Source organism: Syntrophotalea sp. (assembly GCF_050253115.1).
Taxonomy (GTDB): domain Bacteria; phylum Desulfobacterota; class Desulfuromonadia; order Desulfuromonadales; family Syntrophotaleaceae; genus Syntrophotalea; species Syntrophotalea acetylenica.
The window spans coordinates 1-19,399 of the sequence record NZ_JBFWJQ010000024.1; the positions used below are offsets into that span (position 1 = coordinate 1).

Consider the following 19,399-nt stretch of genomic DNA (forward strand, 5'->3'; position numbering starts at 1 on the left):
TCTTGAACAAGAGAGGCGCTTTTGTTTGCACAGGTCCGCTAAGTAAACAAAGTAAACACCTTGCCTGAAGTGTTGTAGGGCTTTATTGATCGGGTATGCTTGTTAGAAGATCGTGTGCGGGAAAAAAGACTCATGAATTATCCGGACCCATTTGTTGAGGAGCCTATCCTATGAAAGTAGCCGGTCTTCCGGGCCTTCTGGACAGCAACGACGAACGGGATGCCTGCGCCATTATCGGGTTTTTCAAAAAGCACGGGCACCCGACCCACGGCAATCTGCAGCGGACCATCGATGCGCTGATCAAAATGGGGCATCGCGCCGGTGGCGTCGGCGGGGAAGGGGACGGTTGCGGTGTCCTCACCGATATCCCCCGGCTTCTGTGGCGTGAAGTTCTGGCCGGCGCCGATTATGTCCCGGAATTGGCCGATGCGCCCGGTTTCGCCGTCGGGCATCTGCTGCTCCCCGCCGCTCTTTCAAAAGTTGATCGGGAGGATCTGCAGAAGCGGATCATCGACATGTTTACCGCACGCGGTTGCCGGATGTTGTTGCACCGCCCGTTGCCGGTGCGCAGCGAGATCCTGTCGGCCAGCGCCCGGGCCAGCGAGCCGGTGCTCTGGCAGTTGGCATTGACGGTTCCCGATGCGACGGACGGGCCGCCCCTGCTGTACCGGTTGCATGTGGAGCTTGAGGACGCGTTGCCGGTGCAGGTAGCCTCTCTGTCTCAGCGCACCGCGGTTTACAAAATGCTCGGCGCTCCGGAATTGCTGGCGCGTTACTATCCCGATCTCAAGCGGCGCGATTTTCTGTCAGCCGTGACCATCGGCCATAGCCGGTTTTCCACCAACACCCTTCCCACCGTTTTGCGGGCCCAGCCGTTTAGCCTGCTCGGACACAATGGCGAGATCAATACCATCGAACGGTTGCGGGAAGAGGCCCGTTTGCTCGGCATCGCCCTGCCTGCCGGGGGCAGCGACTCTCAGGACCTCAACCGGCTTCTGGAAGGGTTAATGCAGGGTCAGGGCCTGACCCTGTTCGAAGCCATGGAAATGGTGCTCCCGCCTATTTTCAGTGAAATGCAGCGACTGCCGCAGGATCAGCGGGCGCTTTACGGGTTTTTCCGGAGGTTTTTCCCCGCCAGTGCTCAGGGTCCGGCGGCGGTCATTGCCCGATCCGGTGATCAGGTGGTCTGCAGTGTTGACGCCATGGGGTTGCGGCCCCTCTGGTTCGGCGAGACCGAGCGGGAATACTTTGCTTCCTCGGAAGTCGGCGTGGTTCCCCAGGAAGAGATTCTGTCCGATCCCAAACCCCTCGCGCCGGGAGAAAAGGTCGGCCTGGCCATCCCCCTGCTCCAGGCGGTTGAAGTATTCAATCATCAGCGGCTGCGCCAGCGGGTTTTGAGTACCTATAAAAAGCGCACCCCCCTGTCTTCTCAGGCGCGTATGGTGACGCCGGGGCGCGCGCTGCCGGATCGCAACGTCGCCGTGGCTGCGGTGTTTACGCGCAGTCGTAAACTGTTGCGCGACAACCTGTTGTCGGCCTACGCCTGGAAATCGAGCGATCTGCGCAATCTCGGGGAGATGGCCGCTACCGGCCGGGATCCCATCGCCTCTCTCGGTTATGACGGCCCGCTGGCGGCCCTGGCGACCTCCCGGCAGAATCTGGCCGATTATCTCAAGGAACAGGTCGCGGTGGTCACCAACCCCGCTATCGACCGGGAACGGGAGGCGGAACATTTTTCCACCCGGGTGTTTATCGGAGGCTGTCCGACCCTGCATGGGCGCAGGCGCAAGGCCGTCGAACTGATGATGCCGCTGCTCCCCGGCGGACGGCGCCTTGGGCCCGCCAACGTCGATGACGAGGTCGCGGTTGCCCACGGAAGCACTACCCTGGAGCGACTGCTCGGTCATTTCAGTGGAGGCAAGCATCGTTTCCGCCGCCTTTCCTGTGCTCTGCAACGCCGGGAAACGGTTCCCGATGCGCTGGCAAGGCTCGCGGAAGAAGCGGCCTCGGCCGTTGCGGGCGGCGCGGTTCTGTTATTGCTCGACGACAGCCAGTGTTTCAGTCCCGGTTCCGGTTTTCTCGATCCGTTGCTGGTTCTGGCATGGTTGCAGGACCACCTTATAGCACGGCTCGACGAACATGGGGAATGCCTGCGCCGCAGCTGTTCGCTGGTATTGCGGTCGGGAGCCCTGCGCAATCTGCACGACCTCATCTGTGCGCTCGGCGCCGGGGCGGACGCCCTCTGCCCTTACCTCATGTGGGAGTTGGCCGACCAACAGCAGGACGGCATGGGGCATCTGCTCGACGTGCTGGGCAAGGGTCTGGAAAAGGTTATGTCGACCATGGGCATCCATGAAATCGGCGGCTACGGACGGCATTTTGCGGCCATCGGGCTGGCGCCGGAGATCGCCGATATCCTTGGTGTGGCCAGTTTCTGCGGCAGCGATCGGGGCGGGCTTACCCTCGCGGCGATGGGTGGCGACGGGCAGCAGCGCAGCGCTGTGGCCCGTAGCCGTCAACAGCAGCCGGTGGTGGAACTGTTCCGCCTCTACCCCCGGATCTGGAAGACCGTGGCCGCGGTGGCCAAAATGGAAGAGAACTACGATGAACTGTCGCGACTGATCCGTAAATTCAAGGAAGAGCACCCCCTGGCCATCCGTCATCTTCTCGATTTCGATATTACGGGGGACCTGAGCGTCGATCCCAGGGAAGTCGATGCATCGATTGACGGGCACGATCTGCCCATCATCTTTTCGGCGATGAGCTTCGGTTCCCAGGGCGAGACGGCCTTTCGCATTTATGCCGAAGCGGCCAAACGTCTCAATATCGTCTGTATGAACGGCGAGGGGGGCGAGATCCCCGACATGCTCGGAAAATATCGGCACAACCGCGGGCAGCAGCTGGCTTCGGGACGCTTTGGTGTGCATATGAACCTGCTCAATTCCGCCGATATTCTTGAAATAAAGGTCGGCCAGGGCGCCAAACCCGGCGAGGGCGGCCACCTTCCCGGGTTCAAGGTGACGGACAAGATTGCCGCGGCGCGCAATGCCGCTCCCGGCGTGACACTTATCTCGCCGTCCAACAACCACGATATCTATTCTATTGAGGATCTGGCCCAGATCATCGAGGAACTGCGCACCGCCAATCCTCGCGCCCGCATTTCGGTCAAGGTGCCGGCGGTCGCCGGCATCGGCACCATTGCCATGGGCATCGCCAAGGCCGGTGCCGATATCATCACCATCAGTGGCTATGATGGTGGTACCGGAGCGGCGCGCCAGCATGCCATCAAGTTTGTCGGCATGCCTGCCGAAATCGGGGTGCGCGAGGCCCACCGCGCCCTCGCCGAATCGGGGCTGCGCCACAAGGTAGAGATCTGGGCGGACGGCGGCATGCACAGCGGCCGCGATGTTGTAAAAATGATCCTGCTGGGAGCCAACCGGGTTGGCTTCGGCACGTTGCCCATGGTGGTGATAGGCTGCACCGCATGCCGCAGTTGCCATCTTGGAACCTGCCACGTCGGCATCGCTACTCAGATCGAAAGCATCGAAGAGGCGGAGGCCAAAGGTCTCAAGCGTTTCGTGCCCCGGGTTCTGGAAAACGGCATCATATACGAAACCACCTTTTTTCGCGCTCTTGGCGAGGAGATCCGCAACCTGACGGCGCGCCTCGGCTTTCACCGCACCCAGGACATGGTCGGCAAGGCCGAACTGCTGCAGCAGCAGCGCGGTCACGAGCGTCTCGATCTGACCGATCTGCTCGCGCCTGTGCCGTTGGGCAGCATGCCACGCTCCTCGGCCGATGTGCGCATTATTCGCAAACCGCTGAACTATTTGACTTCGCTGATTTCAAGCCTGGTCACGGAGGCATTTGATGGTCCCGAGAGCCGGATCCGATACGAGGACCACGGCGCTTCGAGCAGTGACCGTGCCATCGGTACCTATCTGGCTGGTGCCATGAACCGCGATCGGTCGGAAAAGGGCGCCGCCGCGGAAAAGCAGGTGCTGCTGCACTTCCGGCGCAATGCCATCCCCGGTAACGGCCTGGCCGCCTTCAACATCCCGCGCATCAACCTGCGCATTGAAGGCAGCGCCCAGGACGGCGTTGGCAAGGGCGCCTGCGGCGGCAAGATCGTCATCCTCAAGGGCGAAAACCGGCATGGCCAGAGGGTCGGCGGCGCGGTTGGCAAGGGCTTGGCCTATGGCGCTCAGGGGGGGCTGTTCCTGATCCAGGGGGATGCCGACAGCCGTGCCTGCGTGCGCCTGTCCGGCGCGGAGGTGGTCATCGGCGGCCGGCTGCGCGCCCCTCTTGACGACAGCGGCGGCAATCTGGCCGGGCAGGCCAACATCAAGGGCTTTGCCTTTGAATACATGACGGCCGGGCGTGCGGTGGTCCTCGGCGACCCCGGTCCATGGATGTGTTCCGGCATGACCGGCGGGGCTGTTTACTGTCACCTCGACGAGGCCATGGGCATGACGCGGGAGTCTCTCAAGTGGCGGTTGGCCCGTGGGGCGCAGGTTGATCTTTACGATCTGGCGGCGGATGACGTGGAAGCGTTGCGTCGCATGCTTGGTGCCTACCATCGCGAACTGTTGTATTCCCATCAGGTCGAAGAGGCCGAATGGGTGGCGGAACTCGCGGAACATTGCAGCCAGCGGTTCGTTCGGATCGCGCCGGCCGGGGCGGTCGCCGTGCCTCCGGTGTCGACGGAGTAAAAGTCCATAATCGCAATTGGCGGCTTGAGATGCTGTCCTGTTATCGGGCCAGACGTCCAGGGCGCCAGTACGTCTTGATGGTTTTGCCGCTGGAAAGGAGAGAAGCGATGCCCGTGCGTGACAAGATTCATGATCAGATCATCATCGGTTCCGGGCCCGCCGGTTACACGGCGGCGATCTATACGGCCCGCAGCAACTGTTGCCCGCTGCTGATTTGCGGCATGGAGCCGGGCGGCCAGTTGACCGGCACCACGCTGGTGGAAAATTTCCCCGGCTTTCCCGACGGCGTCGACGGTCCGGAACTGATGGAGGCCATGCGCCGGCAGGCCGAGAAGTTTGGTACGGTGTTCGTCAACGGCGAAGTGACTCGCGTCGAGCTCTCCAGCCATCCCTACAGCCTGTGGCTGGGGGAGGAGCACTACCGTTGCCGTTCCCTGATCATCTGTACCGGCGCGTCGCCGCGCCTGCTCGGTTTGCCCAACGAAAAGGAGCTCTATGGCCGCGGCGTTTCGGTGTGTGCTACCTGTGACGGATTTTTCTATCGGGGCAAGGAAGTGGTAGTGGTCGGCGGCGGCGATACCGCCATGGAGGATGCGCTGTTTCTGGCGCGTTTCGCAAAAAAGGTGACAGTGGTGCACAGGCGCAATGCCCTGCGTGCCAGCCCGCCCATGCAACAGCGTGCCCTGGAAAACGCCAGGATTCAGTTTGTCTGGGATACGGTGGTAAACGGCATTCTCGGCGATCGGGACAAAGGCGTGCATGGCGCGCGTCTGCAGCATCTGCCCACCGGCAAGGAAGAAGACTTTCCCTGCGACGGCATCTTTATCGCCATCGGCCATGTGCCCAACACAGCGCTGGTCAAAGGGCAGCTCGATCTCGATGACTGGGGGTATATCCTGACCCGCAACGGTACCGAGACCAATCTCCCCGGTGTGTTTGCCGCGGGCGATGTGCAGGATCCCTTTTTCCGGCAGGCCATCAGCGCTGCCGGCAGCGGGTGTATGGCCGCCATGCAATCGCAGCGTTTCCTCGAATGCCTTGAAGACGCCGATTGCAGGAAATGCCAGGCATTGCAGAAGCGGCAGCTGATGGCAAAGGGCGGGGATTAGGTCTGTACATTTATCCGCCGGGCATTTAAGCTGGCAGTTGGCAGTTGTGGCGGAGCGGAAATTCGCGAGAGATGTGAATCGCTGTATGATTTTTTAATCGGGAGGGATACCATGGATATCACCAAAACCATCGCGCAATTGAAACAGGAGCCGGGGTTCAGGGAAAATGTCGGCATGTTGCTGGTGCACAACGGCGTGGTGCGCGGCTGGTCGCGGGGCGACGGCAAAACCGTGACGGCCGTGGAAGTGAAGGTCGATAAGGAGCGCGTTGAAGCACTGCGGCAGGAATATGAAGGCAAGCCAGGCATTTTCCGGGTTCTGATCGAGGCCTGCGAGGGTCGCCTGGAACCCGGCGACGATTTGCTGTTCATCATTGTGGCCGGCGCCCTGCGCGAAGATGTCAAGCCGGTGCTGGCGGAACTGCTCGACCGCGTCAAGGCCGAGGCGGTGAGCAAGTCCGAAGCCAAGGTCGGGTAAGTTTTTTTAGTGCTGAGTGCCGAGGGAGAGCATAAAATGCACTCGGTGGCCATCGCATCAAACCTTCCGTAGGGGCGGCACCCGCCGCCCCTACTCGAGTAATAAATCTTCCGGTTCCTCGATCGATTCCACCACCCGTTTCAAAAAACTCACAGCTTCCCGTCCGTCGATCAAACGGTGGTCGTAGCTAAGGGCCAGATACATCATCGGCCGGGCGACGATCTGGCCGTTGCGCACCACCGCCCGTTGCTGAATGCTATGCATGCCGAGGATGGCGCTTTGGGGAGGGTTCGGAAGGGGGGTGCCGAGCAGCGAACCATACACCCCGCCGTTGCTGATGGAAAAGGTGCCGCCCTGCAGATCGGCCAGTTCCAGACGGTGCTCTCGAGCTTTGTCCGCCAGTTCGGCAATCCGCCTTTCAGTATCGGCAAAGGTCATGGCGTCGGCGTCCCGCAGTACCGGCACCACCAGGCCCTGTTCGGTGGCCACGGCGATGCCGATATCGTAAAACTCCTGGTAAACGATGGCCTGTTCCTCCATGCGGGCGTTGATGACCGGGTATTCCCGCAGGGCATCTATACAGGCCTTGACAAAGAACGCCATCAGGCCGAGTTTGACACCATGCCGCCGGGCAAAGCGTTCTCCCCGGTGACTGCGCAGTTCCATGACCCGCGACATATCGGCTTCGTTGAAGGTTGTGACGATGGCACTGTTCTGGCGTGCCTGCAGCAGCCGCCTGGCAATGGTCAAACGCAAAGGCGAGAGGGGCTCGTGACGGCTCAGGCGTTCCCTGGCCGTCAACGGGGCGAGCTCTTCCCCCTCGGCAAAGGGGGCACCGGGATGAGGGGGTACCAGCTCCTCCGGATGGTTGGCGGCGTCGGTTTCCTTCAGGGTGGCGATCACCGTTCCGATGGGAAGAGTTTCTCCTTCCCCGGCAAGGATGCGGATCACACCGTCCTGTTCAGCGCATATATCCAGCGTGATTTTATCCGTTTCCAGTTCGCACAGCAGGTCGTCCTTGGCGATTGTAGCGCCGTCCCGGCAATGCCACTTGGCCAGTCTGGCCTCGATGATCGATTCGCCGACTTCGGGGATGCGGATTTCCATGGGGGCGTCCTCACTCAAGAATTCAGTCTGCCGATCCGGCAGTCGCGTCGGATGGCAGCGCGGCTGCGATGATGCGCCGCTGTTCGGTCAGGAATTGCCGGTGGGAGCCGCCGTCCGGCGCCGCGGCATCGGGGCGGCCGCAATAGTCCGGCCATCGACCGGCGATGGTTGCCAGTCGGGGTGCGATGAAGGACCAGGCACCCATATTGCGCGCCTCTTCCTGCACCCAGAGCAGGTGCCGCGTTTCGCGTAAGGGCTGCAATATGCCGGCGAGCAGGTCCTCGCGCAAGGGATAGAGTTGCTCGATGCGGATGATGGCGACATCAAAGCGCCGCTGCCGTAGACGTTCTGCCTGCAATTCGTGATAAATTTTGCCGCTGCACAAAAGCACCCTTGCGGGTTTGCCGATGTTTTGCGTGTCGGGAAGGATTTCATGGAACTGGTTGTCTGCCAGATCCTTCAGCGGGCTGCGGCAGCAGGGGTGCCGCAGCAGGCTCTTGGGCGTGAAAACGATCAGTGGCCGGCGGAAGGGGAGTTTGAGCTGCCGCCGCAGCAGGTGAAAATACTGGCCTGGCGTGGTTGGTTGCGCCACCAGCAGGTTGTTCTCGGCACAGCTCTGCAAAAAACGTTCAATGCGGGCACTGGAGTGCTCGGGACCCTGGCCTTCATAGCCGTGGGGCAGCAGCATGACCAGGCCGCTGACCCGGTCCCATTTGCGCTGGCCGCTGCTGATGAACTGGTCGATGATGACCTGCGCGCCGTTGGCGAAATCCCCGAATTGGGCTTCCCACAGGACCAGACCGTCAGGGCGTTCCAGAGAATATCCGTATTCGAAACCGAGCACGGAGGCTTCGGACAGACTGCTGTCAAAGGCGCGGAAACTTGCCGCGCCGTTCAGAGTTGCCATCGGCATATGGCTCTGTCCGGTGTGGATATCGAACTGTATCAGGTGGCGCTGGCTGAATGTGCCGCGGCGGCAGTCCTGGCCCGACAGGCGCACACTGTGGCCTTCTTCGACCAGGCTGGCAAAGGCGAGGGTTTCAGCCGTGGCCCAGTCCAGTTCGCCATCAGGCTGCAGGACTGCGTCCCTGCGTTTTTCGAGCAGAGCGCGGATGCGTGAGTCGGGGGTGAATCCGGCGGGCCATTGTGCCAGCCGGTCCGCCAGGGAGCGCAGTCGATCCGGCTCTGCTCCGGTGTCCGGGCTGATCGGTGCATAGTTGGGCTCGATATGCTGCCACCTGCCGTGAAAGCCGCGGTCAACGGGGTGCCGTTGGCGCTGCAGCGCTGCCTCCAGTTCCTCCTCCAGTTCCGTTGCCTGCTGTTTCATGCGGGATGGATCCAGCCCTTGTTCGATAAGCCGGTCCCGGTAAATATGGTGTGCCGGCGGGCGCTTCTTGATGGCCTGATACATGAGCGGCTGGGTGAAATAGGGCTCGTCTCCTTCGTTGTGTCCATGGCGTCGATAGCAGATGATTTCCAGCAGCACATCCCGACCGAAATTCTGACGGTATTCAACAGCCAGTTCCACGGCCCGGATGGCGGCTTCCGGGTTTTCGCCGTGCACATGGAAAATCGGGATCATGAGCATTTTGGCGACATCGGTGGCATAGCGGCTGGAGCGCGCGTCGGCAGGTATCGTGGTAAAACCGATCTGGTTGTTGAGCACGATATGCAGGGTGCCGCCGGTGCCGAAGCCTTCGAGCCCGGCCAGATTGAGGGTTTCGGCCACCACACCCTGGCCGGCAAATGCGGCGTCGCCATGAATCAGGATCGGCAGCACCCGTTTGGCGCCGTTGGCGCCGAAGGCATCCTGGCGAGCGCGGGCCTTGCCTTCCACCACCGGATTGACCGCTTCGAGATGGCTAGGGTTGGAGGCCATGGTCATATGTACGAGGCGATCGTCGGGGAGAGTCAGATCCGTTGAGAATCCTTTGTGGTACTTGACATCACCCTCGCCGACGAAATGGAATTCGGCATTGTCGGCGAACTCCGCGAAAATGTTTTCCAGCGGCTTGCCAAAAATGTTGGCCAACACGTTGAGCCGGCCCCGGTGCGGCATGCCAAGCACCATGTCCCGCATCCCCAGTGTCGCGGCGCGACGCACGGCCCGTTCCAATACCGGAACGAGCACCTCGCCGCCCTCAAGGGAAAAGCGTTTCTGGCCGACAAACTTGCGGTGCAGAAAGCGCTCAAAAAGGGCGGCTTGCTGCAGTTTGCGCAGGATGGTGTAGCGCTCCTCGTCCGATAGTGCCGGCCGGTCGTTTTGGCTTTCCAGTCGCTGCTGCAGCCAGAAACGTTCCGCCGGTTCAATGATGTGCATGTATTCCACGCCGGTGGCCTGGCAATAGGTCTGGCGCAGCCTGGCAAGGAGGTCGCGCAGGGACGTGGTTTCGGTATCGAAGCCGGCGACATGAAAGATACGGTCCAGATCATCGTCGTCGAGACCGAAGACTTTGATGTCAAGCAGTGGATGTGCGGTTTTGCAGGGCGACAAAGGATCGGTACAGGCCAGCAGGTGACCAAGTTCGCGATAGCGGTTGACAAGGGTGTCGACAGCGGATTGCTTGAGGACGAAATCCGATGCCGGGCCAGCCGCAGAGGGCAGGCCCGCCGATTGCCGACCGGTATCGAAGCCCTCGAAAAAGGCCTGCCAATCGGCGCTCAGTTGCCCTGGCGTGCGTTGCCATTTGCGGTACAGCGCTTCGACCCATGCCGGACTGACGTTGGCCAGAAAAGGCATCGATTCCTCCATGTCATCATGCCTGGCTGCAAGCCATATGGTGAGCCGCGGCGACACGACATCCCTGGCCCGGTTATTATAACAACGCCAGCGGGTTGAGCAACGGCCGGTCGAGTCGGGCAAATCAATCGCCGATGGGCCTGCCGGAAGCCGCATTACGACAGGCGCAGTGGAAGAGTTTCCCATGGGTGCCCGATCTGGTATAATGTGAGCGTCATGTTCGGGCGCAATATCATTTGCGTTTCACGGGAAGATTTACAGTCCCGGCCATTTTGTACAAATCTTGTCAACAGAGTCGACATGAACTTTTACGAATACAGTCTGAAGTTTGATGACAGTGGAGAAAACGGGGACCTGGGTTGTGGACAGAAAGACAGCGTTTCCTGTTTTTCCGTCGACGAATGGCTTTCCCTTCTTGGTCACGAACTGCGTACCCCACTGGCCGGAACCCTGGGCATGCTGGAGCTCGTGCTGACCGGCGAGTTGGCCGCCGAGCAGCGCAATGCCCTGGAATTGGCCAATGCTTCGGCCCGGACCATGTTGCGCCTTGTGGAGGATTTGCACGATCTGGCCCGTCTGGAAACAGGGCGCGCACAGTTGCAGCAGGACCCTTTCGAGGTGCGTTCCTGGGTGCAAAATCTGACGGCTGAACTGAATGTTACAGAAGGTGTGCGGGTTCTTTTCATGGTCGACGCGCGCGTTCCGGAACTTCTGGTCGGCGACAGTGGCCGCATGTCCCATGTCCTTCTGAACCTCATCGAGATATATCTGAAACGTGGCGGGGTGGCTTGTCTGAAAGTGGGCCTTGCAATGGATACGCTGGACGGAGCCCATTTTCTGCGCATCGACGTGGGCGACGTTTGTGGCGAGGAGATGCGCGTTGCTTTGCTCCGGGCCTGCGGCAACCTGTCGCGGGTTCCCTTGGCGGCCCTTCGTCAGGTTGGGGTCAAGCAGGCCGTGGTCCGCAATCTGACCGCCTTTCTGGGTGGTGCTTTATGGCCTGCCGGGCAACAGGCCGACGCAGAGATTCGGTCTTTGGTTCTGCCAGTGGCCCTGCCGACGGAGTACGCCGTTACCTCTATCGAACCGCAAGTGGCCGAAAAAATACCGAAAATGGAAGGAGGGCGATCCGCCGTATCGATCCTGCTGGTGGAGGACGACGATGCCATCCGCAAGCTGGTCGAGCTGCTGTTGCAGCAGCGCAGTTGGCAGGTAACGGCGGTGGCGGATGGCGTTCAGGCGTTGGAATCGCTTCAGTCCCGGCAGTTTGATCTGGCGTTGATGGATATCCGCATGCCGCGTCTCGACGGGCTTGAAACCACCCGCCGGATTCGTCGGCGAGAACGGATCCTCGGCCTGCCGCCCCTGCCGATTGTCGGTATGACGGCCCATGCGGCCCAGCAGGATCGCGCCATGTGCCTTGAAGCGGGGATGAACGATCATGTCAGCAAGCCCATTGCTTCGGCTCACCTTTACGCCATCATCGAAAAGTGTCTCGCCTGTTAGGACGCCGGAACAGGGGTTTTGCCATGGCGCGGGCCGGGTGGCGGAGCTCGGGAGCAGGATTCCGGCGGGCTGTTTTTCCGCTGTTTTTTCTGCTTGACAAGATTTATTCAGGCATGTATAAACACAACTCACTTCGGCTTGATTTTTTATTTTAATGGTCGAGGTTGCATTCCCTGGTAGCTCAGTAGGTAGAGCAGGTGGCTGTTAACCACCCTGTCGCTGGTTCGAGTCCGGCCCGGGGAGCCAAAATTGATCCGTCGCTGGTGACGGCTTTTAATTCACGACAAGGCCCCGCGAAAAAACTTCGCGGGGCCTTGTCGTTTTTGTCGTGCGGGCTTTATACTGAGAGCGTTGTCTTGTGGCGCCATGGTGCGCCCCGGATCCGGTGTAACGTTTTTGCTCGGAGGTATGCATATGTCCACTCAGGCCGCTGGGAAGAAGGTCGGAATCATCATCTGTGCCCGTTATCGGGATTGTGGTGGAGGCAAATGTTTTCGGGCGCTGCGCGAGCGGTGCGGCGGTTTTGCCCGCTACGGTGCCGATGAGCCCGTTGAGATCGTCGGTTATGCCAGTTGTGGCGGTTGCCCCGGTGGAAATGTGGAATACGTGCCCGCTGAATTTCTGAAAAACGGCTGCAATGTCGTGCATCTGGCCACCGGACTGGTGGTGGGATATCCGCCCTGCCCCCGCATCCGGCAATTCAAGGAATTCATCGAAACGCATCATGGCCTGCCGGTGGTGGTGGGGACCCATCCCATTCCTCTTAAGTATCTGACGTCTCATGGGCGCCTGTCTTTCTGGGCGCAGAGCGACATGCGGAGTCTTGCCGGAGAGCTTCTGACGGAAGCGCGCGCCACCATGGAGGCGTACGATTGAAAGTACCGGGAGTCGGTCTATCTGGCGGGATGAGCGATGCCGATTAGGGCGGACGTCCATCCCGCCAATTCGGTTTTCCCGGGCAAACCGCGATGGGAGGATGCCATGACCAGGGGACAAGGTCCGGAACCTCGATATTTCGAGGCGTGCAAAAGTGCCTTCTGGCAGGAGGTGTTTCGATACGAGCTTGAATATCTTGTCCAGCACCTCCAGGGATGCCGGGAAGTGCTGAGTGTGGGGTGCGGCCCCGCTACAATAGAGGCCGAGCTGGTCAGACACGGTTTTCGGGTAACGGGGCTGGACGTTTCAAGCGAGGCTTTGAGCCGAGCTCCGGACACCGTTCGAACGGTATTGGCAAGGGCCGAGGAAATGCCCTTTCCGCCGGATACCTTTGATGCCGTGATTTATGTGGCTTCCCTGCAGTTTGTTGCGGATTATGCCCGTGCTTTGGAAAAAACGGTTCCCGTGCTGCGGCCCGGCGGGCGGCTCATTCTGATGCTGCTCAATCCGGCGTCGAAGTTCTTTCAAAAAAAACAGGGTGAACCCGGCTCTTATGTTGCGGGCATCAGGCATACGGATCTCAAAGCCATGAAAAACGCGGCCGCCAGGTATTTTTCAGTACGCAGCGAATATTTTCTTGGCATCGAGGGCGACGCAATATCCCGGGAGGCGGATCGGGAGCATGCGGCTTTGTATGTGATTCTGGGTACCCGGTAGGCATTGCGTTGACCTCTGGTCGTCGTGGATGTAAAATGCATCGATTTTTGCTTGATTGATGGATGTGTTTTGCATCAACAAAAGTGGAATCTGGCGTGGATGCAGCCTGGTGCCGGATTCGGGGATGATATGGAGGTACGCATGCCACTCGCGGAAGTAAAAATAACGATTCTGGTCGATAACCATGCCGAGGCCGGCCTTCTGGAGGAACATGGCCTGTCTTTCTGGATTGAGGCGGGGGGCAAGCGTATTCTTTTTGATACGGGTCAGGGTAAGGTGCTGGCGCAGAATGCCCGGACCCTCGGCGTCGATCTTGGCACGACCGATACTTTGGTGCTGAGCCATGGGCATTACGATCATACCGGGGGCATCCCGCATGTGCTGCGGCTCGCCAGGAATCCCGAGGTATATTGCCATCCCGGGGTCGTGCAGCCGCGATATGCGATTCGTGACGGTCGCTCGAGGTCGATACAGATGCCGTCGGAGGCCATGACCGCCATTGACGGATTGCCGCCTCGCTGTCTGCACTGGGCTTGTGATCCCGTGCTGCTGGCGGAGGATATCGGCATTACCGGCCAGATCCCCCGCAAGTATGATTGTCGGGAGAGCGAGGAGCCTTTCTTTCTTGATCCGGAGGGGAAAAGATCCGACCCTGTCGCGGATGACCTGGCTCTCTGGATGCGGAAGGATGACGGGCTTGTCGTGGTGGTGGGGTGTGCCCACGCGGGCTTGGTGAATACCCTGGACTACGTTCGTCAGCTGCATGACGGTATGAAGATTCGGGCTGTTATCGGCGGGTTTCATCTTGGGGGTGCCGATCGTGACCGCATCACTCGGACCCTTGACGGCTTGCGCCCGCTGCTGCCGGAAATGCTGGTTCCCTGCCATTGCACCGGTGACCAGGCGGTTGCCATGCTGCAGGAAGCTTATGGAGATCGGGTTGCCCCCGGCGCGGCCGGCATGACCCTGTTGTTTTGAAGCCGCACCGATGGAGAAAAGCGGGTCGAAAATGCCGATAAACGGCCCGGTATGGTTGGAGAAATATAATTCAGACTGCATAAAAAACCGAAAAATTGGGATTGCTTTTTTCTGAACCAATATGATAAAAAAAGCCAACTTAAGTAAGTTTGTGTAGATTTGCTTGTCGAGCAGATTGATCGTCAGTCGATTATGAGCCGCACAAACCTCTTGGGATGTGGGGCTTTTTACTTAAGGACAGCGCAAATACTGCACAACCAAAACGCCCCCTGCGGGGTAAAGAGGAAGAAAAATGGCAGAAGGTACTGTTAAGTGGTTCAATGACGCAAAAGGTTTCGGTTTCATCGAGCAGGACAACGGCCCCGACGTGTTCGTGCACTTCTCGGCTATCCAGTCTGACGGTTTCAAGTCCCTGGCCGAGGGCGACCGGGTCAGCTTCGATGTTGTCCAGGGTCAGAAAGGTCCCCAGTCGGCCAACGTGCGGAAGATCTGAGACCGCCCGGGCCTTCAGGAAAAACACCATTGCCTGTCAGTGAGTGAGTCCACCTCGCGACAGTAATTATGAAAAGGGTTCGCAATCTCCTGGTTGCGAACCCTTTTTTAATAGGTCGTATTTTCGGGCGTTTCAAGTCGGCCGGTTCATTTCTGGCGCTCCTGCGCCTTGGTTCTGACGTTCTTCTTTCTTTTTGTTATGCTTTTGTTTTGCGCTGTTGATTGTTCGATGGCACGGAAAGCGGTCCTCGCTTGCCTTTGCCGCTCCCGCCGTTTTACTGGAAAGCGTCAGAACGATGCAGGCATACATGCAAATGGCAGGCTGGGAAGGATTGGCTGTTTTTGGTGTCGCGATGTTTCTGTTTATCGTCGTGGGGATGGCGATGCTGGGGCACCGGGAGCCTTGTCGCGGTGAGTCACACAATGATTACTTTCGGCTTATGGTTGATGCCGCAGGCGAGGGGATCTGGCTTCTGGACGATTCCGCGAACATTCTTTATGCAAATCACCGGGCTGCCGAGATGTTCGAAATCGCGACGGACGAAATGGTCGGCAAGACGCTGTTCCATTTTGTGGATGGACAGGAGCGCGGTCTGGCGGAGTCCCGCTTCAAGAGTTCCCGGTTGGGGCGCGATGAGCATTTTGAGTTGCGTCTGCGAAAGCGGGACGGGGAGTCCCTGTGGGTTCTGGTGGCCAGTCGGATGCTGGTTGGGGAGGGGGGTAAAACCCTTGGTACCTTATGGGTGCTGGCGGATATTTCGGATCGCAAGGAGCGGGAGCGGTTTTCCGGTCATCTGACGCAGCGCGACCCCCTGACGGATCTGCCGAACCGGGCTCTGCTCTTCGATCGCATGGTGCAGGATATCGGCAGGGCGCATCGATACGACAGGCACGTTGCCGTATTGTTTCTCGACCTGGACCGTTTCAAGCAAGTGAACGACCGCTTTGGTCATGCGGCGGGGGATCGTGTGTTGCTGGAGGCGGCCCGGAGGCTTGCCTCGCGAGTGCGCCGCGTGGACACGGTGGCTCGCTTCGGAGGGGACGAATTCGTTGTCGTGCTGTCTGATCTTGCAAGCCCCGGTGAGGCGGATACGGTAGCCCGGGCGCTTGTCGACCTGCTGGCCGAACCCTTTGCCGGAGAGGGTGGAGAGTGCCCCGTTGGCGTCAGTATCGGTATTGCAGTGTTTCCGAAAGACGGAAGCTCCCCTTCGGAGTTGCTGGAGAAGGCCGATGCGGCCATGTATCTTGCCAAACAGGCCGGAGGCGGCTGTTATCGCGGCTGGCCCGGTTCATGAGGGCATTGCGGGCGGCTCTCGTGTTTGTGCTCCGAGGGTCACGCAGGGTAATAAAAATGCTTTACATCGCCGGGAAAGTTGTTGTATTCTGCGCAACCTGCGGAGAGGTGACCGAGAGGCCGAAGGTGCACGACTGGAAATCGTGTGTACCGCAAGGTACCGAGGGTTCGAATCCCTCCCTCTCCGCCATTTAGAATCAAGCAGAAAAGAATCCCCTGGGGATTCGAAGCGGAACGAGCGCAGGGTGAGTCCACGTGATGTGGGCGACATGGTTTGAGGATCCCTCGCTCTCCGATATTGGTTTTATTCTTCGATCGGGTTTTTGCCGATAGAAGTGACAGCCGGGTCCCGCGCAACGGACGGCCGCCAACCCCGTCAGGCCCGGGAGGGAGCAGCGGTAACGGCCTCAGCCGTGTGCCGCGGGGAAGCCTGGCTGTCACTTGTGTCGGCAATCCTTTTTTTGCCCCCGCCGGCTGTATTTCCATGTATACGGAGATCTTTGCACTGCATGTCTTACCTGGTACTGGCTCGTAAGTATCGGCCCCAGAGTTTTGAGGACCTGGTCGGGCAGGAACACGTCAGCCAAACCCTGGGAAACGCCATTAAAAGCGGACGCGTCCATCACGCTTTCCTTTTTACGGGGGCGCGTGGCGTAGGTAAAACCTCGGCTGCGCGCATCTTCGCCAAGGCGCTGAATTGCGAACGGGGATTGTCCGCCCAGCCCTGCAACGTCTGCCAGTCCTGTCTGGAAATTTCCGCCGGTCAGGGGCTCGACGTGTTCGAGATAGACGGCGCATCCAATACCGGGGTTGACGATGTGCGCGAACTGCGGGAGAACATCCGTTATCTGCCTTCCCGGTCCCGCTTCAAGATATTTATCATCGACGAAGTTCATATGCTCTCCATCAACGCCTTCAACGCCCTGTTGAAAACGCTGGAAGAGCCCCCCGATCACGCCAAGTTTATATTTGCAACCACCGAGCCGCATAAAATCCCCATAACCATTCTGTCGCGTTGCCAGCGGTTCGATTTTCGCAAGATTCCCCTGCCTTTGATATCAGCCCGCCTGAAGCAGATTGCCGAAGCCGAAAATATACGGATTTCCGATCGGGCTATGGGATTGGTGGCGCGGCGTGGTGAAGGCAGCATGCGCGATGCCTTGTCCACTTTCGATCAGGTTATCGCGTTTTGCGGCGAAACGGTCGAAGATGCCGATGTGCAGGGATTGCTTGGCATGGTTGACAGGCGTCTGCTGCTTGAGACCCTGACGGGCATGCTCAATCACGACGGCCGGCAGGTTCTGCACGGCGTGCAACGGGTTGATGATCTCGGGTATTCCTTTCGCCAATTCTGCCGGGAACTGGTTGATGCGCTGCGCTCTCTGGTCGTTCTGAAAGTGGTGCCGCAGCCGGCCTCGCTGCTTGACTGCGCCCCCGATGAGCTGGAGGAACTGGAGCGTCTGGCGGCGGGCACGGCGCTGGAAGATCTGGACCGCGCGGTTACGGTGCTGATGCGTAGCGAGGCGGAGCTTGCCGGTTCATCTTTTCCCCGGCTGGTGCTCGAAATGGCGCTGGTGCGTCTGGCCCACTTGCCTGCAGGCCGCGATGTGGCAACGTTGATGCGACAGATGGAAGATCTGCAGCGGCGACTGGAGGCCGGCATTCCGGCAGCCGGGCGCGCGGTGCCGGCGAATGGCGGGCGGCCTTCCCCGGCCGCTGCGCGGTTACCCGCCGCGGGCCGTGCCGATGGCGCGCAAGCCCCTGTTGCAAAACCGGCTGCCGCGCAGAGCCCTGATTGCGGGCATTCGGCGAGCAAAGAGGCCGGTTGCCATGACTGGCAGGCTTTGGTTCAGCGAATCCGTCAGGAGCGCCCCCGCATTGGCGGGATCCTGGAACACGGGCGGGTCATGAAGCTGGCGCTGCCTGTGGTTGAGTTGGGATTTGCAGAAGGCTCGTTTCATCTGTTGCAGATGCAGGACGCCGAATTGCAAGGCGTTTTTACGGCCATCGCCGAGGATTTTTTCGGGCAGTCCATTTCCCTGCGCGTTGTGCCGCTGCGCAATCAGGACTCTTCCGTGGCGCCCCCTTCCCTGGCGGAGGAGCGGCAGGTGCGGGAAAGCACCGCGCGAAATCGCGTCAGGGATGAAGCATTGGGGCATCCCGCGGTGCAGGCCGCCCAAAAAATTCTTGGTGCTGAAGTGGTTGAAGTCAAGCCGCTGCAGGGCGGCGGCGATCATGATAAAGACGATCGCCATTGAGACAAACATTGCAAAAATAACCGATTGCTCCCTTGGTCGGGCTGAAACGATTAACGTGCCATCAGGCTTTGGAGGTAGATATGGCGAAGGGTTTGGGAAATATCATGAAACAGGCGCAGCTTATGCAGCAGAAAATGGAGCGACTGCAGCAGGAGCTGGCGACCCGTCAGGTCGAAGCATCCGCCGGCGGCGGCATGGTTACCGCGGTGGTCAATGGACAGCACCAGGTGGTAAGCCTCAGAATCGAAGCGAGCGTGGTTGATCCGGAGGATGTTGAAATGCTTCAGGATCTGGTTTTGGCCGCGGTTAACGAAGCGCTGAAGAAAAGCCAGGACATGGCTCAGCAGGAAATGAACAAGTTGACGGGAGGATTCAATATTCCCGGATTAATGTAGGTGTGAAGCTGTTTGTTTCGGGTAAAAAAATTTTTTTATCCCGAAAAAACAATAGAACGTTATTTCAAAACCCGTTGCCATAACCTTAATCGACATGGTAAAATTTACCCCATCGTTTAACAGACTCGTCGTCGAGCTTTCCAAATTGCCCGGTATCGGCAGAAAAACCGCTGCCAGATTGGCGCTTTACATTTTGCGGCGGCCTTTGGACGATGCTTGCGCGCTGGCTGATGCCATTCGGGAGTTGAAGGAAAGAACCCGGTTTTGCTCGCGTTGTTTTCATTTTACTGAAGAAGATCCCTGTCCATTGTGTACCGATATGGGCCGAGATGATCATCTGCTCTGCGTGGTCGAAGAGCCTCAGGACGTTATGGCCATCGAACGCAGTCGTTCCTACCGGGGTCGATACCATGTTTTGCATGGTTCTCTTTCCCCTCTGGATGGCATTGGTCCGGATGATTTAAAGATTGACGCATTGCTGGACAGGTTGCAGCAAGGCACCGTCAAGGAGGTGCTGCTGGCAACCAATTTCGATGTAGAGGGCGAGGCTACCGCGCTTTATCTGGCAAATCTGATAAGGCCGCTGGGCATCCGCGTAACCCGTCTGGCCCATGGCATCCCCCTCGGCAGCGATCTGGAATATGTGGATGAGGCGACCGTAAACCATGCTGTGGAAGGTCGTCGGGAGCTCTGACCGCGCGGAACAGGCAAATGTTTTGCATGGGAAAGGGCGAACGA

At 59.4% G+C, this 19,399-nt stretch carries 14 protein-coding genes, 2 tRNA genes and 1 other RNA gene; 15 read left to right on the forward strand and 2 right to left on the reverse strand.

What is annotated here, in order from left to right; all coding sequences use genetic code 11:
- Window positions 1-170 precede the first annotated feature (170 nt).
- The 3 genes from AB7E65_RS04300 (at window position 171) to AB7E65_RS04310 (ending at window position 6,298) form a co-directional block, all read left to right on the forward strand.
- On the forward strand, window positions 171-4,712 hold the full coding sequence (locus tag AB7E65_RS04300) for a glutamate synthase-related protein (RefSeq protein ID WP_428745330.1): 4,542 nt from the start codon (window positions 171-173) through the stop codon (window positions 4,710-4,712).
- A gap of 107 nt (window positions 4,713-4,819) precedes the next feature.
- Window positions 4,820-5,821 (forward strand): thioredoxin-disulfide reductase, encoded by a 1,002-nt coding sequence (gene trxB / locus AB7E65_RS04305; RefSeq protein ID WP_072286740.1) that lies wholly within the window; start codon window positions 4,820-4,822, stop codon window positions 5,819-5,821.
- Between the two features lie 111 nt (window positions 5,822-5,932).
- Window positions 5,933-6,298: a molybdenum cofactor biosynthesis protein MoaE gene (locus AB7E65_RS04310; protein WP_072286741.1), complete on the forward strand. Its 366-nt coding sequence runs from the start codon at window positions 5,933-5,935 to the stop codon at window positions 6,296-6,298.
- A 90-nt stretch (window positions 6,299-6,388) separates the two neighbouring features.
- Here the strand turns inward: AB7E65_RS04310 and AB7E65_RS04315 are convergent, their stop codons facing one another.
- On the reverse strand, window positions 6,389-7,405 hold the full coding sequence (locus AB7E65_RS04315; RefSeq protein ID WP_072286742.1) for a 2-oxo acid dehydrogenase subunit E2: 1,017 nt from the start codon (window positions 7,403-7,405) through the stop codon (window positions 6,389-6,391).
- Window positions 7,406-7,427: 22 nt separating this feature from the next.
- Window positions 7,428-10,145 carry a 2-oxoglutarate dehydrogenase E1 component gene (locus tag AB7E65_RS04320; RefSeq protein ID WP_428745331.1) on the reverse strand — a complete coding sequence of 906 codons (2,718 nt, stop codon included), beginning with the start codon at window positions 10,143-10,145 and terminating at the stop codon, window positions 7,428-7,430.
- A gap of 300 nt (window positions 10,146-10,445) precedes the next feature.
- On the opposite strand from AB7E65_RS04320, the gene AB7E65_RS04325 reads away from it, so the two are divergent.
- From AB7E65_RS04325 to recR, 12 genes are all read left to right on the forward strand, one after another.
- The gene (locus tag AB7E65_RS04325; RefSeq protein WP_072286744.1) at window positions 10,446-11,651 is read left to right on the forward strand and encodes a response regulator; all 1,206 of its coding nucleotides are present in this window, start codon (window positions 10,446-10,448) and stop codon (window positions 11,649-11,651) included.
- 170 nt (window positions 11,652-11,821) lie between these two features.
- Window positions 11,822-11,897, forward strand: a tRNA-Asn gene (locus tag AB7E65_RS04330).
- A 168-nt stretch (window positions 11,898-12,065) separates the two neighbouring features.
- The gene (locus tag AB7E65_RS04335) at window positions 12,066-12,527 is read left to right on the forward strand and encodes a CGGC domain-containing protein (protein WP_320360551.1); all 462 of its coding nucleotides are present in this window, start codon (window positions 12,066-12,068) and stop codon (window positions 12,525-12,527) included.
- A gap of 105 nt (window positions 12,528-12,632) precedes the next feature.
- Window positions 12,633-13,244 (forward strand): class I SAM-dependent methyltransferase, encoded by a 612-nt coding sequence (locus tag AB7E65_RS04340; protein WP_072286745.1) that lies wholly within the window; start codon window positions 12,633-12,635, stop codon window positions 13,242-13,244.
- A 141-nt stretch (window positions 13,245-13,385) separates the two neighbouring features.
- A complete protein-coding gene (locus tag AB7E65_RS04345; protein WP_072288086.1) occupies window positions 13,386-14,222 on the forward strand; it encodes an MBL fold metallo-hydrolase in 837 nt (278 codons plus the stop codon).
- 292 nt (window positions 14,223-14,514) lie between these two features.
- Complete coding sequence (locus AB7E65_RS04350; RefSeq protein WP_072286746.1) at window positions 14,515-14,715, forward strand: cold-shock protein; 201 nt, start codon at window positions 14,515-14,517, stop codon at window positions 14,713-14,715.
- Between the two features lie 313 nt (window positions 14,716-15,028).
- Window positions 15,029-16,009, forward strand: coding sequence for a diguanylate cyclase domain-containing protein (locus tag AB7E65_RS04355; protein WP_428745332.1), 981 nt, complete (start codon window positions 15,029-15,031; stop codon window positions 16,007-16,009).
- Between the two features lie 101 nt (window positions 16,010-16,110).
- Window positions 16,111-16,198: transfer RNA gene (locus AB7E65_RS04360), tRNA-Ser, on the forward strand.
- A gap of 150 nt (window positions 16,199-16,348) precedes the next feature.
- An RNA gene (ffs, locus tag AB7E65_RS04365) (signal recognition particle sRNA small type) lies at window positions 16,349-16,447 on the forward strand.
- 70 nt (window positions 16,448-16,517) lie between these two features.
- Window positions 16,518-18,266 carry a DNA polymerase III subunit gamma/tau gene (gene dnaX, locus AB7E65_RS04370; protein WP_072286748.1) on the forward strand — a complete coding sequence of 583 codons (1,749 nt, stop codon included), beginning with the start codon at window positions 16,518-16,520 and terminating at the stop codon, window positions 18,264-18,266.
- An 80-nt stretch (window positions 18,267-18,346) separates the two neighbouring features.
- On the forward strand, window positions 18,347-18,661 hold the full coding sequence (locus AB7E65_RS04375; protein ID WP_072286749.1) for a YbaB/EbfC family nucleoid-associated protein: 315 nt from the start codon (window positions 18,347-18,349) through the stop codon (window positions 18,659-18,661).
- A 94-nt stretch (window positions 18,662-18,755) separates the two neighbouring features.
- Window positions 18,756-19,355 carry a recombination mediator RecR gene (gene recR, locus AB7E65_RS04380; RefSeq protein ID WP_072286750.1) on the forward strand — a complete coding sequence of 200 codons (600 nt, stop codon included), beginning with the start codon at window positions 18,756-18,758 and terminating at the stop codon, window positions 19,353-19,355.
- Window positions 19,356-19,399: the final 44 nt, after the last annotated feature.

Coding starts and splice junctions, on each gene's coding strand:
- AB7E65_RS04300 (WP_428745330.1), top strand. CDS start 171: ATGAAAGTAGCCGGTCTTCCGGGCCTTCTGGACAGCAACGACGAACGG.
- AB7E65_RS04350 (WP_072286746.1), top strand. CDS start 14,515: ATGGCAGAAGGTACTGTTAAGTGGTTCAATGACGCAAAAGGTTTCGGT.
- trxB (WP_072286740.1), top strand. CDS start 4,820: ATGCCCGTGCGTGACAAGATTCATGATCAGATCATCATCGGTTCCGGG.
- AB7E65_RS04340 (WP_072286745.1), top strand. CDS start 12,633: ATGACCAGGGGACAAGGTCCGGAACCTCGATATTTCGAGGCGTGCAAA.
- AB7E65_RS04345 (WP_072288086.1), top strand. CDS start 13,386: ATGCCACTCGCGGAAGTAAAAATAACGATTCTGGTCGATAACCATGCC.
- AB7E65_RS04335 (WP_320360551.1), top strand. CDS start 12,066: ATGTCCACTCAGGCCGCTGGGAAGAAGGTCGGAATCATCATCTGTGCC.
- AB7E65_RS04320 (WP_428745331.1), bottom strand. CDS start 10,145: ATGCCTTTTCTGGCCAACGTCAGTCCGGCATGGGTCGAAGCGCTGTAC.
- AB7E65_RS04315 (WP_072286742.1), bottom strand. CDS start 7,405: ATGGAAATCCGCATCCCCGAAGTCGGCGAATCGATCATCGAGGCCAGA.
- AB7E65_RS04325 (WP_072286744.1), top strand. CDS start 10,446: ATGAACTTTTACGAATACAGTCTGAAGTTTGATGACAGTGGAGAAAAC.
- AB7E65_RS04355 (WP_428745332.1), top strand. CDS start 15,029: ATGGCAGGCTGGGAAGGATTGGCTGTTTTTGGTGTCGCGATGTTTCTG.
- AB7E65_RS04310 (WP_072286741.1), top strand. CDS start 5,933: ATGGATATCACCAAAACCATCGCGCAATTGAAACAGGAGCCGGGGTTC.
- dnaX (WP_072286748.1), top strand. CDS start 16,518: ATGTCTTACCTGGTACTGGCTCGTAAGTATCGGCCCCAGAGTTTTGAG.
- recR (WP_072286750.1), top strand. CDS start 18,756: ATGGTAAAATTTACCCCATCGTTTAACAGACTCGTCGTCGAGCTTTCC.
- AB7E65_RS04375 (WP_072286749.1), top strand. CDS start 18,347: ATGGCGAAGGGTTTGGGAAATATCATGAAACAGGCGCAGCTTATGCAG.